The 16,967-nt window shown below is 67.7% G+C and carries 16 protein-coding genes; 9 read left to right on the forward strand and 7 right to left on the reverse strand.

The genetic code is table 11. From position 1 onward, the window contains the following. The first annotated feature begins 180 nt into the window (after positions 1-180). Positions 181-387 carry a hypothetical protein gene (locus P5G59_RS06895; protein WP_301217268.1) on the forward strand — a complete coding sequence of 69 codons (207 nt, stop codon included), beginning with the start codon at positions 181-183 and terminating at the stop codon, positions 385-387. On the opposite strand, the gene P5G59_RS06900 is transcribed toward P5G59_RS06895, so the two are convergent. From P5G59_RS06900 to P5G59_RS06910, 3 genes are all read right to left on the reverse strand, one after another. Further along, complete coding sequence (locus P5G59_RS06900; RefSeq protein WP_301217270.1) at positions 356-1,993, reverse strand: SdrD B-like domain-containing protein; 1,638 nt, start codon at positions 1,991-1,993, stop codon at positions 356-358. The genes P5G59_RS06895 and P5G59_RS06900 overlap by 32 nt on opposite strands. Before the next feature lie 196 nt (positions 1,994-2,189). Then, a complete protein-coding gene (locus P5G59_RS06905) occupies positions 2,190-4,424 on the reverse strand; it encodes a heavy metal translocating P-type ATPase (RefSeq protein ID WP_363324678.1) in 2,235 nt (744 codons plus the stop codon). 8 nt (positions 4,425-4,432) lie between these two features. Further along, positions 4,433-4,642 carry a heavy-metal-associated domain-containing protein gene (locus P5G59_RS06910; RefSeq protein ID WP_301217272.1) on the reverse strand — a complete coding sequence of 70 codons (210 nt, stop codon included), beginning with the start codon at positions 4,640-4,642 and terminating at the stop codon, positions 4,433-4,435. Positions 4,643-5,329: 687 nt separating this feature from the next. On the opposite strand from P5G59_RS06910, the gene P5G59_RS06915 reads away from it, so the two are divergent. The 7 genes from P5G59_RS06915 (at position 5,330) to P5G59_RS06945 (ending at position 12,363) form a co-directional block, all read left to right on the forward strand. Beyond that, on the forward strand, positions 5,330-6,199 hold the full coding sequence (locus tag P5G59_RS06915; protein ID WP_301217274.1) for a cytochrome P450: 870 nt from the start codon (positions 5,330-5,332) through the stop codon (positions 6,197-6,199). A gap of 300 nt (positions 6,200-6,499) precedes the next feature. Continuing rightward, positions 6,500-7,645 carry a hypothetical protein gene (locus P5G59_RS06920; protein ID WP_301217276.1) on the forward strand — a complete coding sequence of 382 codons (1,146 nt, stop codon included), beginning with the start codon at positions 6,500-6,502 and terminating at the stop codon, positions 7,643-7,645. Continuing rightward, the gene (locus P5G59_RS06925; protein ID WP_301217278.1) at positions 7,642-8,955 is read left to right on the forward strand and encodes a preATP grasp domain-containing protein; all 1,314 of its coding nucleotides are present in this window, start codon (positions 7,642-7,644) and stop codon (positions 8,953-8,955) included. The genes P5G59_RS06920 and P5G59_RS06925 overlap by 4 nt, the downstream gene beginning before the upstream one ends. 36 nt (positions 8,956-8,991) lie before the next feature. Beyond that, positions 8,992-10,221 (forward strand): MFS transporter, encoded by a 1,230-nt coding sequence (locus P5G59_RS06930; protein ID WP_301217280.1) that lies wholly within the window; start codon positions 8,992-8,994, stop codon positions 10,219-10,221. Positions 10,222-10,450: 229 nt separating this feature from the next. Continuing rightward, positions 10,451-11,053 carry a dCTP deaminase gene (gene dcd, locus P5G59_RS06935; RefSeq protein WP_175336849.1) on the forward strand — a complete coding sequence of 201 codons (603 nt, stop codon included), beginning with the start codon at positions 10,451-10,453 and terminating at the stop codon, positions 11,051-11,053. A gap of 25 nt (positions 11,054-11,078) precedes the next feature. After that, positions 11,079-11,606 (forward strand): hypothetical protein, encoded by a 528-nt coding sequence (locus tag P5G59_RS06940; protein WP_301217284.1) that lies wholly within the window; start codon positions 11,079-11,081, stop codon positions 11,604-11,606. 10 nt (positions 11,607-11,616) lie between these two features. Continuing rightward, complete coding sequence (locus tag P5G59_RS06945) at positions 11,617-12,363, forward strand: glycoside hydrolase family 16 protein (RefSeq protein WP_301217286.1); 747 nt, start codon at positions 11,617-11,619, stop codon at positions 12,361-12,363. 87 nt (positions 12,364-12,450) lie between these two features. On the opposite strand, the gene idi is transcribed toward P5G59_RS06945, so the two are convergent. Both idi and P5G59_RS06955 read right to left on the reverse strand, forming a co-directional pair. Then, entirely contained in the window at positions 12,451-13,002 is a 552-nt protein-coding gene (gene idi, locus P5G59_RS06950) for an isopentenyl-diphosphate Delta-isomerase (RefSeq protein ID WP_301217288.1), read from the reverse strand. Then, a complete protein-coding gene (locus P5G59_RS06955; RefSeq protein WP_301217290.1) occupies positions 12,999-13,850 on the reverse strand; it encodes a hypothetical protein in 852 nt (283 codons plus the stop codon). Before P5G59_RS06955 ends, idi begins: the two co-directional genes overlap by 4 nt. A 56-nt stretch (positions 13,851-13,906) precedes the next feature. Here P5G59_RS06955 and P5G59_RS06960 point away from each other — a divergent pair, with 56 nt between their 5' ends. Further along, positions 13,907-14,599 carry a MarR family winged helix-turn-helix transcriptional regulator gene (locus tag P5G59_RS06960; RefSeq protein ID WP_301217292.1) on the forward strand — a complete coding sequence of 231 codons (693 nt, stop codon included), beginning with the start codon at positions 13,907-13,909 and terminating at the stop codon, positions 14,597-14,599. Between the two features lie 142 nt (positions 14,600-14,741). Here the strand turns inward: P5G59_RS06960 and P5G59_RS06965 are convergent, their stop codons facing one another. Next, positions 14,742-16,169 (reverse strand): MFS transporter, encoded by a 1,428-nt coding sequence (locus tag P5G59_RS06965; RefSeq protein ID WP_301217294.1) that lies wholly within the window; start codon positions 16,167-16,169, stop codon positions 14,742-14,744. A gap of 52 nt (positions 16,170-16,221) precedes the next feature. Continuing rightward, positions 16,222-16,950 carry a GTP pyrophosphokinase gene (locus tag P5G59_RS06970; protein ID WP_301217296.1) on the reverse strand — a complete coding sequence of 243 codons (729 nt, stop codon included), beginning with the start codon at positions 16,948-16,950 and terminating at the stop codon, positions 16,222-16,224. Positions 16,951-16,967: the final 17 nt, after the last annotated feature.

A 16,967-nucleotide genomic window follows, 5' to 3' on the forward strand; every position in this document is an offset into this window, starting at 1 on the left:
GGATTATGACGCGACTTGCCGGAAATTGTTTCTCGGCGCCCGTCGGCGTTCACTATCCGAACGGTCTCCCCGTGTTCCCTCGCCGTCAGGGTGAATCCGAGGGTGAAGTCCCGCGCCGGGCCGGCGGGATGTTGATAGGAAGGCAGCGCGGCACGCGGTCGAGACGAAGGGCGGCTGGGCATGGACCTCACCTACTCCGGACTCCCGCTGATCGCCGCGCACACCGAGGTCTACCGGTCACGGCTGACCGGTGACCGCATCACCGTCCGCTGCGACTGCCCGCTGGGCCGCGACCACACCTACGGCGAGTGGGTGGAGGCGACGCCCGAGTCGGACCTGCGCTGGTCGCGCGCGCTCAGCCCGCGCGGCGCCGGCGCGCACCCGTGACTGCGCCGATGACGGCGCCCGCCGCGCCGAGCACGAGCAGCACCAGGCCGGCGGTCAGCGGGAGCGTGACATCCGATCCGGTGTGCGCGAGCGTCTCCGTCGATCCAGCCGGCACGGCAGCGGGCGACGGTGCCGGGGAGCCCGGGACCGTCGGAGTGGCTGGGGCCGCGGGACCCGCCGGGTCGCCGTTCGTCCCGTTCGGCGCCGTAGGGTCGACCGCGGCGACGAAGCCGAAGTCGAGCGTCAGGTCGGAGGCGTTGTTCGTCGTCAGCGACGCCGACACGGCCGACCAGGTCGAGCTGTCCTTCGCGCGGTCGGCGCCGGCGCCGGCGACCGTCGGGAGCAGCCCGCTGAGTGCCGCGGAGGAAGCGTCGCGGTCGATGCTCACCGTGTAGTGCTGTCCCGCGCCGAGCACCGGCAGCCCGGTGAAGAGGTAGTGGCCGTTCGCGTCGGTGGTGGCCGGGCCGACCGGCGTGCCGTTCACGTCGGTTACCGGTCCGCCGTCCGGGCCGGTCAGCCGCAGCACGACGCCCGCGATGCCCTTCTCGTCCGCTCCCTGCAGTCCGTCCCTGTCGGTGTCCAGCCACACGTAGTCGCCGACGGAGACGCTCTGGACGCCGCCGCCCACGCCTCCGGCGGCGGTGCGCTTGATGGTCGTCGTCTTGGTCCACGTCTTGCCTGGCGCGGTGATCGTCACCTCGTTGCCGTAGTTGCCGGCGCTCTGATCGGTGATCGTGCCCTTGTAGGTGATGTCGATGAACTCGCTCGCGCCGACCGTGTCGATCACGAGGTGGAACCCGGTGTCCGAGCAGGTCAGGGTGTAGCGGTACGGCGAGAGCTGGCTGGTCGGCGCCCCGCCCGCGAGGCTGTTCCGGGTGGTGATCCGGATGCTGGCGCAGTCCACGACGCTCCCGGCGCCGAGCGCGTCCACGACATCCACCGGTCCGCCGAGCCCGGTCTGGTCGCCGGGCACTTCAACCGTCCAATTGATGTTGTCCTTCGGGTCGCGGGTGCCCTCGTAGGCGCCGTCGGCCCAGCTCGCGCCCTTCCAGAGGCCGCGTTCGGTGCGGACGGGCGCAGGCCCGCAGTTCGTCGTGCACGGCGTCGGCTGAGGCTTGGGCGCGATCGTGACCGTGCTGACGGAGGTGCCGAACCGCAGGATCACGGGACCGCCGGTCTCCGTCACGACGCTGTGGTCCCACTGCACGGTCAGGTAGCCGGAGCCGGAGACCGCGTCGTGGCTCGCGACGTAGTCGGTCAGCGTGAAGACGACGGTCTTGCCGTTCCACACCGCGTCGGCGACCGTCGTTCCGTCGGGCGCGGTCAGCGGGAACCGGGCCAGGCTGACCGCCGCGAGCTCATCGGGCAGGGCGAGCTGGAAGGTGTCGCCGGGGCGGCTCCCGTCGGGAACGGCCCAGGTGAAAGCGAGCCGCAGGCGCTCGCTGTAGCCGTACGAGGACTTGTCGGTGGTCACCGAGGTGACGGCGCCGGGGATCTCGGCGGCGCGCGCGGCGGTCGTTCCGGCGAGGACGCCGGCGAGGATGAGCAGAGCGGCGACGAGCGCGGCGATCGGCCGGGCCGCCGTCCGCAGGACGGTGGAGTTCATAGGGCAGCTGTCTTCCGTTGCGTCTGGTTTCGGGTTCAGGGCGCAACGAATCGCCCGGCGATCCGGCGGTCTTCGGGTCCGGCGGATGCCGCGCGCGGTTTCGGGGACCGCGTGGGAGTGCGCATTCGGGTTGCGTCCACCTGAGAGATCGGCGAAGCGGTCGATTATGACGCCGGTTCGCCGATCCCGTTCGAGGTCAGCGCGCCCGGAACCGCCTCAGACGCAGGCTGTTGCCCACGACGAAGACGCTCGAGAAGGCCATCGCCGCGCCCGCGATCATCGGGTTGAGCAGCCCGAGCGCCGCCAGCGGCAGCGCGGCAACGTTGTAGGCGAAGGCCCAGAACAGGTTGCCCTTGATGGTGCCCAGCGTGCGGCGGGCCAGGCGGATGGCGTCCACGGCCGCGCGCAGGTCACCGCGGACCAGCGTGATGTCGGCCGCCTCGATCGCGACATCCGTGCCGGTCCCCATCGCCAGCCCCAGGTCGGCCGCCGCCAGCGCGGCCGCGTCGTTGACCCCGTCGCCGACCATGGCGACCACGCGGCCCTGCGCCTGGAGCCGGGCCACCGCGTCCACCTTGTCTTCCGGCAGGACCTCGGCGATCACCTCGTGGATGCCGACCTCGTCGGCCACCCGGCGGGCGACCGCCGCGTTGTCGCCGGTGAGGAGGATGGGCGTCAGGCCGAGCGCGCGCAGGCCGGCGACGGCCTCCGCGCTCGTCGGCTTCACCGCGTCGGCGACGACGAGCAGCCCGCGCGCCTCGCCGTCCCAGGCGACGCAGACCACCGTGCGGCCCGCCGCCTCCTCGGCGTCCCGGCGTGCGGCGAGGTCCGCATCCAGCTCCATCGACCACTCGGACAGCAGGGATGCGCGGCCGACCAGCACGAGGTGGCCGTCGACGACGCCGCGGACGCCGCGCCCCGCCTCGTTCGCGAACGACTCCGGCGCCGGCAGGTCCCCGGTCCGCTCACCGGCGGCCTGGGCGACGGCACGCGCGACAGGATGCTCGGACGCGTGCTCCACGGCGCCCGCGAGCCGCAGCAGCAGCCCCTCGTCGACGCCGTCTGCCGGGACGACCGCGGTGAGCGTCATGCGGCCCTCGGTGACCGTGCCGGTCTTGTCGAGCACGATCGTGTCGACCGTCTTCGTCGACTCCAGCACCTCCGGGCCCTTGATCAGCACGCCGAGCTGCGCGCCCCGGCCGGTGCCGACCAGCAGCGCGGTCGGTGTCGCCAGGCCGAGCGCGCACGGGCAGGCGATGATGAGCACCGCGACGGCCGCGGTGAACGCGACGGCGGGGGAGGAGCCGGAGAGCAGCCAGACCGCGAGCGTGGCGACGGCGATCACGAGCACGACGGGCACGAACACCGCGGAGATGCGGTCGGCGAGCCGCTGGACCTGCGCCTTGCCCGACTGCGCGTCCCCCACCAGCTTCGCCATCTGCGCCAGCCGGGTGTCGGCGCCGACCCGGGTCGCGCGCACCACGAGCCGGCCGCCCGCGTTGACGGTGGCACCGGTCACGTCGTCGCCGGCGGTCACCTCGACGGGCGCGGACTCGCCGGTGAGCAGCGAGAGGTCGACCGCGCTCGCCCCCTCGGCGACCACGCCGTCGGTCGCGATCTTCTCGCCCGGGCGCACCACGAACAGGTCGCCGACGGCGAGGCGGTCGACCGGGATGCGCTCCTCGCGTCCCTCCCGCAGCACGGCGACATCCTTCGCGCCCAGGTCGAGCAGCGCCCGCAGCGCGGCTCCGGCCCGGCGCTTCGCGCGCTTCTCGGCGTACCGGCCGGCCAGCACGAACACCGTCACGCCGGAGGCGACCTCGAGGTAGATGTCGCCCGCGGCATCCGAAGGGCTCGCGACGAAGGTGAAGGGATGCGTCATCCCGGGCATCCCCGCCGTCCCGAAGAACAGCGCGTACAGCGACCAGGCGAACGCGGCGATCGTGCCGATCGACACCAGCGTGTCCATCGTCGCCGCCCCGTGGCGGGCGTTGACCAGCGCGGCACGGTGGAACGGCCAGCCGCCCCACACCACGACCGGCGCCGCGAGGGTGAGCGAGAGCCACTGCCAGTAGGTGAACTGGAAGGCGGGCACCATCGCGAGCACGACCACCGGAGCGGCGAGCACGGCGCTGCCGACCAGGCGGGTGCGGAGGGAGGACAGCTCGGGGTCGGCGTCCCGCTCGGGCCGCTCGGGCTCCCGCGCCGGGAGGGCGGCCGTGTAGCCGGCCTTCTCCACTTCGGCGATCAGGGTCTGCGCATCCATGCCGGCTGGCACCGACACGCGCGCCTTCTCCGTCGCGTAGTTGACCGTCGCGGTGACGCCGTCGAGGCGGTTGAGCTTCTTCTCGATCCGCATCGCGCAGGACGCGCACGTCATCCCGCCAACCTCCAGTTCGAGGTCGGTCACGCCGGTCGCCGGGGTGGTCACGGGACGCGCTACCGACGCTCTGCGCTGTAGCCCGCCTCGTCGACGGCCGCCAGCACGGCGGCGTCGTCGACCGGACCGTCCGCCGACACCGCGAGCAAACCGTCGGTCGAGGAGACCGTCACCTCGCGCACGCCGGCGACGCGGGTCACCTCCTCGGTCACCGCCCGCTCGCAGTGCTCGCACGTCATCCCGGTCACCTGGTACTCGATCGTCTGCATGCCAACCAATATACCCCTACCCGGTATCGGTGCAAGCGGCGGCCCATGATCATCGGTACGCCGGCGGCCTGTTGTTCATCGAGGTCGATTCGAATAGCAATCGCACCCGGTGAAACCGTCTCTCGCGCGCGAAGGGATGCCCGCGGCATCCCCGCTCTATTCGGCCCGCAGTGAAGCGCCCAATGCGCACGCATAGACCGGCAACCGCGGGCTGCCCCCCGTCATCAGGCTCGCGAATTCTCTGCGGTACCGCGTCATAGCGGATCGGTTAGTGCGTCATTAACGGTAGAAGGTCACCGGCGCCCCCACGTGGGGTTCGACCACCCCAGTGTGTCCCTCACACGACGCAAGGCAGTCTTTGCAGATTGGCAGAATGTGGCAGTTCGACGACTCGGACCGACAATTACTCGTTACGAACCACTCGACGTGGATACGCTCGCTGATCCATATCCCGCGTATTCCGCGCTGAGGGCAGTTCCTGGCCTCTACTGGCACGAGGGCATGAGGAGCTATGTCGCCTCGCGGTATCACGCTTGCAAGGTCGTACTAAGCGACAACTCTCGCTTCGCGAAGGACCGGAAGCGGATCGCCTCGCTGTCGTCGCCGGACATCCCCCGGAGCGTCCAGACCGAGGACCCTCCTAACAGGCTTGGACTTCGGCAGAAATTCAGACAGACACTGCGTCAGATGGATCTAGACCAGATCTGCGCGGAGGTTGGGGAGCGCTTGGACCAGCGGCTGTCCAACGCGGGTGGCGACTTCGATTTCGTACGCGACGTCGCCAACCCGGCGGCTCTCGACTTGACGGCGACAGTGTTCGGGCTCAACCAAGTTCAGGCTGAAGACTATGTGAGTTGTCACCGGGCGTTACAGCGAGCGACCGACGGCGGACTCGATCCGACCCGTCGCACAGAAGGACGTCGTGCCGGTGCGCTGTTGCAAAAGTACGCTGCCGAATGGATCGAGCAAGACGGGGTCGAAGCACTGCTCGCTCCAGCGAAAGCCTTTGCGCAGAAGTTCCCGAAGGACTACGTGATCAACACGTTTGCGGGAATGGTGAACGCGAGCTTCAGTACCGCCGCATCGCTTACGTCGGGGATATTCAGTCTCTTGGTGAGTGACCAGAACTTGGTGATCCAAGCTCGTGAGGCCATGCGATCGGGAGCCGGACTAATCGCTGCCAACGAATTCCTGAGGTTCCTGGCACCGGCTCAGGCAACCAGTCGATTCGTCGTTCAAGCCTGCGAGGTGGAGGGAACCGACCTTGAACCCGGTGACACCGTTGTGACCCTCATGGCCTCCGCCAATCGTGACCCGGACTACTTCAAAGATCCCGATGAACTTGACCTCTTTCGTTCTCCCAACCGTCACCTCTCCTTCGCGGCTGGCCCGCATCTGTGTCTCGGGAGAAGGCTTGCAGAGCAGTGGGGAGCAGAACTGATTCGCCGACTGGTCGAGACAGAACTCTTGGGCACCCTCACCACTGGCCGCGCCGCCCATCTCGACAGCGCGACAGTGAGGTCGATGGTGTCGCTTCCGGTCAGGCGGGAGTCATAGCGTGCGGACAACAGTCGGCGCAGGCATTCGACAGCGTCTAGCCGGCGTCTGCCAGATCCAGGACTGGTACGAGTCTTCGGCTGTCGACCCAATCGCCGCGGCGGCTGGTCGCGAGCCGATAGACACCGAGCGTCGAAAAACGAGGCTCGGTCATCAAATGGAGCATTCGAAAGGAGGCTTTGCAATGGAGTACAACCACATCACCTGACCTGTGTGCGGAGGCTCCCATCCAATGGAGCCTCCGCACATCGACGAAACGCCAGTCAGGACGATGGAAGCATCACGATTGAGGAATCCGCTTTGACAACCGTAAATACGCACAATGACTGGGACCCGCTAAAGGAAATCATCGTTGGCTCCGCAGAAAACTACACATCTCATGACCGCGAACTGTCCTTCGATGTGTTCTTCCATGAGAATCTGTTTCGGTCTGACTGGGCTTACCCCCGCCTGACGCAAGCTACTCGACTGGACACGGGGCGACGCTCTTGGGCCATCAAGCAGCGGTACGTCGAAGAGCTTTCCGAGGACGTGGAGAGCTTGGCTGTAACGCTCTCAGCGCTGGGGGTGACGGTACGGCGCCCCAAGACTCTTCCTCCGAATGCCGCATGCATCTCAGGATTCGGGTGGGAAGCCCCACCTGTACCAGCGCTAAACATCCGCGACAACACTCTCATCGTCGGGTCTGAGATCATCGAGACCCCTCCGGCCATCCGATCTCGTTATCTTGAAACGCGACTACTCGCGCCTGTCTTCGCCGACTACTTTCGGGCCGGTGCGGATTGGACGACCATGCCGCGCCCGGTACTGACGGACACGTCATTCGACCTGTCCTACGCTCGAGACACCGAGTCGACTCTGGGCGGTCCGACAGAGCCCATCGAGGAACCGCAGCCGACCCCCTTCGACGTCGGCCTCGAGATGATTCTCGACGGCGCGCAATGTCTGCGGCTCGGGCGTGACATCATCATCAACGTTGCAAATGAGAACCATGCCTTAGCCGTGAGTTGGCTGCAGCGACATCTTGAACCTCGATACCGGATCCACGTCGTTCACCGTATGAGCGACAACCATATCGACTCGATGATTCTGGCCCTCAAACCGGGTGTCTTTTTGGCCCGGCACCCAGGCATCAAGTACCTGATGCCCGAGAAGTTCCAGAAGTGGAAATTCATCGTTCCCCCCGAGCCTGATGCGAGTAGCTTCCCTCGGTACACGGACGATGACCTTGTCTTGACCAGCCCGTACATAGACCTGAACGTGCTCTCGATCTCCCCGCACGAAGTGCTTGTGAACGAAGCGTGTGGAGGGTTGATCCGAGAACTCGAATCGCACGGCTTCACCCCCATCCCAGTACGGCACCGGCATCGCCGGCTGTTCGGTGGGGGGTTTCACTGCTTTACCCTCGACACCGTGCGCGAGGGAGCGCTGGAAGACTACTCATGAGACTGCTCATCGCGAACGACATGGACGACGCGATTGTCCACAAGGTCGATGTCCGATCCTGGGCGCAGCGCGTGATGTGGCTTGTTCAAGATGGCGATGCTGTCATCTTGATGGATGAGCCTGACGAAGATTTTGTTCGCTACGTCGCCGACGTTAAAGGGATTGACCGATCGACCTTACGTTTCCTTGTTCTGCCTGGAGCCGGGCGCTTCAATCGCAGAATGTTCGATCACGAGCTTCTCCTCGACGCGGGATTCATTTCGACTGTTCGAGAGCTCGGACACGTAGACGACGTTGTGGCTCTTTGGAACTCGCCCTTCGTCGTTCAATTCCTATGCGAATTGGGTCTGTCGCATCTATGGGAAAGCCACCGGGTATACGCCCAGGACGCGGTTGAGAGCTTCAACAACAAGGGACAATTTCGTATCTTCGCTTCTGCGGCGGGAGTGCCGATACCGGACGGGTTCACCTGCCGAACGGTGGACGAAGCGCTGTTTCACAGTCGCAGGCTCTTCGCGCGGTACCCGGCGCTGATGGTGAAGCGGGCGCATGGGGGTGGTGGCTCAGGAAACCTGCTTCTCACAAGTCAGCCGAGCGTCCAAGGGACGCGGTCGGGAAACTCAAGACGAGCCGTGGTGCACAGCCAGGAAGATCTGGCCGACTTTTGGGTGGACCAGTGGGATTGGGCATCTTCTAACGGGCGGTACCCGGTTGTGGTGGAGCGATACATTGATCAAGCCGACACCCTGTATGTCGAATACTTCCTCGACGAGACAGGGATAGGCGCAGGTGCCTCGGGAGAGCTGCATTTTGTAGACGGCAGTCTCGCACGCGAAGTAGTACCCACCCGCGCAGTCGACCCCTCAAGCGAGCTGCTCGCGGCGGCGGGGCGTCTAGCGACGGTCTATCACCGACTAGGCTGTCGCGGCTATCTGAGCGCCGACGCGATAGCCAAACAGAACGGCTACTTCGCGTTCACGGAAGTGAACCACCGGTTCACAGGGTCGACGCACCTCTACACCGTCCTACGAAAGCTGCCGAAGGTCAAAGAAGGAGACCTCTCGGTTACGCAGCTGACGTCTCCATCCGCTTGGGGAGTGCGCACCGTCGCCGCCCTTCGTGAGGCACTGGAAACGGCGAACGTCACGTACTGGAGCGACGCCACGACAGCGGTAGTTCCGATCACTCCTCCTATCGGAGAAAAGGGAGTGCTGATCCTTGCGGTCATCCACCCTCCAGGACACGACGTCCAAGAAGTGCTCAACAAAGTCGCTGAGAGCCTGATGGCGTCCAACAGCCGGTCGCAGTAGGCGAGTGAACCGAGGCATCACCAGAAAGGGGCTGACGTGCCTTTTCTCGCTAAGAGCGATTCGACGAAGCGCCAACAGCTATTGCGCGGTCCGTTCGTGCCATTCTTCATTGGAAGAACCGTTGACCTTGCCGGCGGTGCGATGACAGCAATCGTGGTGCCGCTGGCCGTTCTGGGTGCGTCGCATTCCATAACGGATGCTGGCATCGTGGCCACAGCTACCCTGCTTCCAACCCTCGCTTTCATGCTCCTCGGGGGAGTCGCCGCCGATCGGCTTACGAGACGTTCCTTGCTTGTCACCACATGCTTAGTCAGCGCCGGTATGCAGGTGGGAATGGGCGCTCTGCTGCTCAGCGGGCACTATTCACTGCTGTGGATGGCGCTGTTCGGCGTCGTGATCGGGGTCTCCTCTGCCTTCAGCGGCCCATCGCTTAGAGGAATCGTCCCAGAGCTTGTTGGGAACGCCGATTTGCAACGCGCGAACGCGGCCCTGGCGACAACCAGAAGCGCCGTCCGCGTGGCGGGTCCGATGATCGGGGGCATCCTGGTTGCGTCAGTCGGAGGGGGTTGGGCGCTCATAGTGGATGCCATCTCGTCGGTTGTGGCGGCCGCGTGTTTTCTTCTCATACCGCGGGGAAATCGACCTAGCGCACCGACCGCAGTCTGGGTGAGCCTCAAGCAAGGTTGGAGAGCATTCTCGGGTGCCCGGTGGATCTGGATCTCGAGCATAAGCTTCGCAATCATCAATGCCCTCAACGTCGCACCGGTACAGATCCTTGGCGCGGCCATCGTGGCGCCGGTCATGGGGGCGGCCAGCTGGGGAGCGCTGCTCTCAGGCCGAGTTCTGGGCACGCTCCTATCAAGTGCAGCACTTGTCAGGTTTCAGATCTCCAGGCCGTTGGTCACTGGGAGGCTGATGGGTTCGCTGATCGTGCTCCCCCTACTTGGGGTCGGACTGATCCATGAGTTCTGGTTGCTTCTCGCAATGTTCTTCGCCGGAGGAGTTGGTTCCGGAGTCCTGAATGTCACCTACGATTCAACACTTCAAGCCAAAGTTCCAACCGAAGCGATGTCAAGAGTGTCGTCGTGGGACGATCTCATTGCGTTCGCGGCGATCCCTGCCGCGCAGGTGGCAGTGGGGCCAATTGCGGCACTGCTGGGGAACGAGCGTGTAGCAATCCTTTCCGCCTGCGGAATTGCCTTGGCAGTCCTGGTTCCCTTGGCTGCATCGAGCATTCGTTCCCGTGATCTGGCGATGGCCAGCTGACCACCCGTTTCAGGGGCCCACTACCTCCATACCCTTCTTTGCCGCCACATCGCCGCACAACGCGGCCAGCCACTGCCGGACCCCGCTCCGCAACTATCCAGTCGGCGGAACTCACTTTGGAGGCGTCCGCTCTGCATGCACTCCAAAGTCTCTCCTGACGGGATCATCGCTGGGACTGAAAGGACTGGCCGCGATCGGACGCCGTGCACCCACCCGGTAGGCTGGCCCCGTGCTTCTCTCCGATCGCGATATCAAGGCCGAGCTGGATGCCGGGCGGATCGCCTTGGAGCCGTACCAGCCCGAGATGGTCCAGCCGTCGAGCATCGACGTGCGCCTCGACCGGTTCTTCCGGCTGTTCGACAACCACAAGTACCCCTTCATCGACCCGGCGGTCGACCAGCCCGAGCTGACCCGGTTCGTCGAAGTGGACGCCGACCAGCCGTTCATCTTGCACCCGGGCGAGTTCGTCCTCGGCTCCACGTTCGAGCTCGTCAGCCTCCCCGACGACGTCGCAGCGCGCCTCGAGGGCAAGAGCTCGCTCGGCCGCCTCGGCCTCCTCACGCACTCCACCGCCGGTTTCATCGACCCCGGATTCTCGGGTCACGTCACGCTCGAGCTGAGCAACGTCGCCACGCTGCCGATCAAGCTCTGGCCCGGCATGAAGATCGGCCAGATGTGCTTCTTCCGCCTCTCCTCCGCGGCCGAGCGGCCGTACGGGTCGGCGGAGTACTCCTCGCGGTACCAGGGCCAGCGCGGGCCGACGGCATCCCGCTCGTACCTGAACTTCCACCGCACCGACGTCTCCACCACCGAGGCGGGGCGACCGTCCTGACCTGAACCCGACCGAAAGGGGCACCATGAGCGAGACCACCGACGCGGCGTTCGCACGGGCCCTGATCAGTCCAGGTCCCATGCCGGAGAACCCGCAGCGGATGCAGTTGTTCGGCCGCCTGGTCGGCAGCTGGCGGGCCGACGTCCGCCTGCTCGACGAGGCCACCGGGGTGTGGGGCGAGTCGGTCAACGAGTGGCTCTTCGCCTACACGCTCGGCGGCCGCGCTGTGCAGGACGTGCTCGTCATCCGCGACGAGAGCGACCCGGAGGGGATCCGCGGCCGTGGCTCGACTATCCGGGTGTACGACACCGCCCTCGGCGCGTGGCGGGTGAACTGGTTCGGCGCGGCGAGCGGCGACTTCTGCACCCTGGTCGCGACGCCGCACCGGCGCGACGGCATCCGGCAGGACGGCACGCAGACCGACGGGCGCCCGATCCGCTGGAACTTCTCCAACATCACCGACGAGTCCTTCGAGTGGGACGGCTGGGTCTCCGACGACGAGGGTCGCACCTGGTGGCTGGAGCAGCACATCGACGCGGTCAGGACGGCGTGAGGGGTCCGCGGTGTTCGACGACTTCGACGAGCCGGGGCTCGACCGCAGCGTCTGGCTCCCGCACTACCTGCCCGCGTGGAGTTCGCTCGCCGCGACGCGGGCGAGCCACCTCATCCACGACTCGCACCTCGAGCTGAGCATCCCGCCAGAGCAGGGGCTGTGGTGCGAGGGCGACCACGAGCCGCCGCTGCGGGTCTCCGGACTGCAGACCGGCAACTTCTCGGGGCCGGTCGGGTCGACGATCGGGCAGCAGCCGTACCGCGACGGACTGCGCGTGCGCGAGGAGCAGCAGGAGTTCCGCGGCTGCCTGATCGAGCGCGGGACCGTCGGGATGCGCGCCTCGCTCTACCTCGACCGGCGATCGATGGCGTCGCTGTGGCTGGTCGGCTTCGAAGACCGGCCGGAGCGGAGCGGCGAGGTGTGCGTCATGGAGGTCTTCGGGCGCGACGTGGGCGAGGACGATGCCCTCGTCGGCATGGGGTTCCACGCGTTCCGCGATCCGCGGCTGGCGGAGGATTTCGAGCGCGTCCCACTGCAGATCGACGTGCGCGAGCCGCACGCGTACGAGGTGCATCTGGACGGGGACGAGGCGACATTCCGAGTGGACGGCCGGGTGGTCCGCATCCTCGATGCTCCGCCGCAGTACCCGCTTCAGCTCATGCTGGCGGTGTTCGACTTCCCCGAGGCTCCGGATGCGGTCGGAGCCGGGCACGCGTTCGTGCCGACGCTCTCGGTCGACCGGGTCTGGGCGACCTGATGAGCGCGCTCAGGGATTCGGCCGCAGGCATACGACGACCTGAGTTATCCACAGTTCATTGCACAGGTGGAAAATAGTGAGTGGTACTCACAGCTGACCCGAAGCTTCGACGCTCCGGTCGGCGTAGAGGGCGGGCAGCTGGAGGGTCAGCCAGGGGCTGAACGCCCATGGTGTCGCCTCGATGGCGGCCAGCAGCGAGCGTGGGTCCGCCCACGTCCACTCGGCCACCTCTGCCGGCGACGGGTCGAGCTCGCCCACGACCGTCGCCGTGAAGACCGGGCACACCTCGTACTCGACGATGCCGGCCGCGTCGACCGCGCGGTAGCGGAAGTCGGGCAGCACCGGCGCGAGGTTGTCGATCCGCGCGCCGAGCTCGTCGGACGCGCGGCGGCGGACCGCATCCTCGAATCCCTCGCCCGGGCCGGGGTGGCCGCAGAACGAGTTGGTCCAGACGCCCGGCCAGGTCGCCTTGCCGAGCGCCCGGCGCGTGACCAGGATGCGGCCCTCGCCGTCGAAGAGGTGGCACGAGAAGGCCAGGTGCAGGGGCGTCTCCGTCGTGTGCACCGTCGCCTTATCGGCTGTGCCGATGGGCGTTCCGTCCTCGGCGAGCAGCACGACCTCTTCGCGCGGTGGCGTCATGCGTCCATACTAGGCGCGCCCGCCTGGCCGTCCTCCGGGAGGTCGCTGCCCGCTGGGCGCCAGCCGAGGTTGCGTGCCATGGCCTCCAGGGTCGCCATCGTGGTGGCGTAGTCGGCCTCCGGGATGCCGTTCACGAGCTCCGCGCGCACCGTCTCGACCCGCTCGAAGGCGGCGTCGTGGGCGGCACGGCCCTCGTCGGTCAGGGTGGCGCGGTCGCCGTCGAACCAGACCCAGCCGCGCTCGACGAAGTCGGCGAGGACGCGCTGGATGCGGTGCCCGCGTCGGCCCTCGTGGTGGTGCGGGCGGCCGTGCGCACCGGGTCCCGGCTGCCCGCCGCGGCCGTACCCGTGCGACCAGGGCGCACCGGGGTGGCCGGGAGCCCAGGGGGCGCCCATCCACGGGGAGTGCGCGTACGGGCCGCGCAGGGCGCCCAGGGCGAAGCCGCGGTCGAAGCCGCGCTCGTAGCCGCGCTCGAAGGCGTGCTCGTGTCCGTCGTGGTGCTCGTGGTGCTCGTGGTGCTGTCGCTCGGCCTGAGCGGCGACGTCGCGCTCGTCGCGCGGCTCCTGCGAGCGCCACCCCGGGTGGCGTCCGTAGCCGTGGGCGCGCCCGCGTCCGCCGCCGAAGTCGCCGAAGGGGGCGCGTCCAGGCCTGCGGTCGCCGTGGGGGAGCCGCGCGGCCAGCTCGTCGGCGGTCGCAGGGTCGTCGGCGAGGGTGTGCAGGATGCGCCAGCTTCCGCGGCGCAGTCCGAGGTCGGCGAGCGTGTCGCGCATGCGCTGGTGCAGCCGGCCTTCGATCACGCCGAACCAGTATCCGGGCGGCGTCTGAGTGGAGTCGTCGATGGATGTCATCGGTAACTCTCCTTTCGATTGCATGTACTGTTACAAGTAAATGTATAGTTACATGCATGAGCGGTGAAGGTCAAGACGAGTCCCGTCCGCCAGGAGCGGACACGGTGGCGATGATCGAGCACGCGTTGCTCGCCGTGCGGCGCGACCAGTCCCGGCGGCGGCCGCCATGGGCCGACGGCATGGGGCACCAGCACGGGCACGGCCGGCGCGGCAGCCACTGGGGCGCCGGTCCGTACGGCGCAGGTCCTTTCGGGCCGGGCGGGGCGGGCCACGGCCAGGGCTCCCACGACTCGGGCTCGCATGACCCCGGGGCGCACGCGCCGTTCGGCCCCGGCGGGGCGCCGTTCGGGGATTCCGCCCTGCAGGGGCCTGGCCGCCGCTCCCGCGACGGATCGCTCGGCCGGATCGCGCGCGTGCGCATGCTCGAGGCGCTCGAAGCGGCCGACGCCGAGGGCAGCAGCCTGTCGGTCAGCGGCGTCGCCGCCGCGATCGGCGTCGACCAGCCGCGCGCCAGCCGGCTCGTGCAGGAGGGGGTCGAGCGCGGGCTGGTGCGCCGCGTCCCGGACCCGTCGGATGCGCGGCGCGCGCTCATCCAGCTCACCGCGTCCGGCCGCGAGCAGCTGACCGAGCTGCGCACGCACCGCCGTTCGGCTGTCGAGACCGCGCTCTCGGGCTTCACCCCGGAGGAGGCGCGGACCTTCGCCGAGCTCTTCGACCGCTTCGTCCGCGCCTGGCCCCGCCCCGACTGACTGCGCGATTCGTCACGAACCGCCCCGTTTCGTGACGAACGGCGCCCATTCGTCACGAACGGCGCCAACCCCGCCGCGCGATTGGTGACGAATCGCCCCGATTCGTCACGAACGGCGCCCGTTCGTCACGAAACGCGCCGGGTCAGGATGCTCGGGGCGGCGCCTTCACGGGGAGGAGCAGCGCGAGCCCCATGGCCAGCACGAGCACGATCGCGAGGATGCCCCAGAACTGTGCGCCTCCGACCGCGACGAACACCGCGAACAGCACCGGCGCGAGGAACGACACCGCACGCCCCGTCGTCGCGTACAGCCCGAAGACCTCGCCCTCGCGTCCGCTCGGCGTCACGCGGGCGAGGAAGGTCCGGCTCGCCGACTGCGCCGGCCCGACGAACAGGCACAGCACCAGCCCGCCGACCCAGAACGCCGCCGCCCCGAGGCCGTGGGTGAAGAACACCGCGAGGCCGGCGACGATCAGCCCGACCAGCGAGGTCACGATCACCGCCTTCGGCCCGAACCGGTCGTCCAGGCGGCCGGAGAGCAGCGTGCTCACCCCCGCGACGACGTTCGCCGCGATCGCGAAGATGATCACCTGGCCGCTGGTGAAGCCGAACGTGCCCTGCGCGAGGATGCCGCCGAACGTGAACACGCCGACCAGGCCGTCGCGGAACAGCGCCGAGGCGATGAGGAACAGCACGGTGTTCTTGCTCTCCTTCCACAGCCTCCCGATGTCGCGCACCAGCACGGCGTAGGAGCGGAAGAAGCCGACCCGCGGGGTGCGGGCGTTCGGCGGGATCTCCGGCACGACGAACAGCACGGGGAGGGAGAAGATCAGCGTCCAGGCCGCCGCGATGAGCGCGATGATCCGGATGTTGAGCCCGGCCTCCGTCGGCACATGCAGCAGCCCGCCGTCGCCGACGACCATCCCGAAGTACACGATGAGCAGCAGCACGATGCCGCCGAGGTACCCGGCGCCCCAGCCGAATCCGCTCACGCGCCCGACCGTCTTCGGCGTGGACACCTGCACCAGCATGGCGTTGTAGTTGACCGTCGCGATCTCGTAGAAGACCGTGCCGATCGCGACGAGCGCGACCCCGAACAGGAAGTACGACGGCTCGCCGACGACGAAGAACATCAGAGCCGTGACCACGACGACCACGCCGGTGTTGATCCCGAGCCACAGCTTGCGCCGTCCAGACCCGTCCGTGCGCTGCCCGAGCACGGGCGCGATCAGGGCGACGACCGCCCCGGCGATGCCGACGCCCCAGGCGAGGCCGCTCGACAGCACCGCGACGGCCGCGTCGTAGGCGGTGTGCGCCGGTCCCGACCCGCCCGCCTCGGCGTCGCGCGCCGCGACGACCGCCGGGTCGACGAACAGGCTGCTGGTGAGGTACACCGTGAACACGAACGTCGTGATGACGGCGTTGAACGCCGCTCCGCCCCAGTCCCACGCGGCCCACGACACCACCCAGCGGCGCGGGATGCGGCGGTCGGTCGCGCTGTCGGCGAAGAGCGGGCTCGTCGTGGTCACCAGGGCGTCGTCGCCCGCGCCCCGCGGAACATCGGTGGTCATGCGCCCACCGTAGCGCCGCCCCGGGAACGGGCGGTGAACGACGCGACCGCGGTCAGTTCGAGGCGGGGAGGCTGTAGACGGTGCCGCGGTCGTCGCCGCGGACCTGCCGGTGCAGGTTCTCCATCGTGACGTCCAGCTGGTTCGCCGTGCCCGCCGCGTCGGTGAGGTCGCGGAGCAGGCCCTCCGGCACCTCGCCGTCGTACTTGTAGTAGATCTTGTGCTCCAGGCTCGCCCAGAAGTCCATCGCGACCGTCCGCAGTTGGATCTCGACCGGCACCATCACCGGGCCCTCGCTGAGGAAGACGGGCACCTCGACGATCACGTGCAGGCTCTTGTACCCGTTCGGCTTGGGGTGCGCGATGTAGTCCTTCACCCGCAGCACGCGCACGTCCGCCTGCGCCGTCAGCAGGTCGAACACGCGGTAGACGTCCGACTGGAAGCTGCAGACGATCCGGATGCCCGCAATGTCGGTGATGGCCTCCCGGATGGCGTCGAAGCTGGGCTCGCAGTTCTTGCGGACGACCTTCTGCTCGATGCTCTCCGGCGACTTGAGCCGGGAGGAGATGTGCTCAATTGGGTTGTAGTCGTGCAGCTCGGCGAACTCCTCGCGCAGGATGCCGACCTTGGTGGAGATCTCGTCGATGCCGAACTTGTACGGCATGATGAACCGCGCGAAATCGTCCCTGAACGCCTGCACTTCGCTGAGTGTCGCGGGGTCGATGCTCTGCAACGCCTCGATCGCGCGGGTCGAGAGGAGCGGGGCTACGGGGTCCGGGTCCATGCGATCGACGCTAGCGA

The organism is Leifsonia virtsii (assembly GCF_030433675.1).
GTDB classification, from domain to species: Bacteria; Actinomycetota; Actinomycetes; order Actinomycetales; family Microbacteriaceae; genus Leifsonia; species Leifsonia virtsii.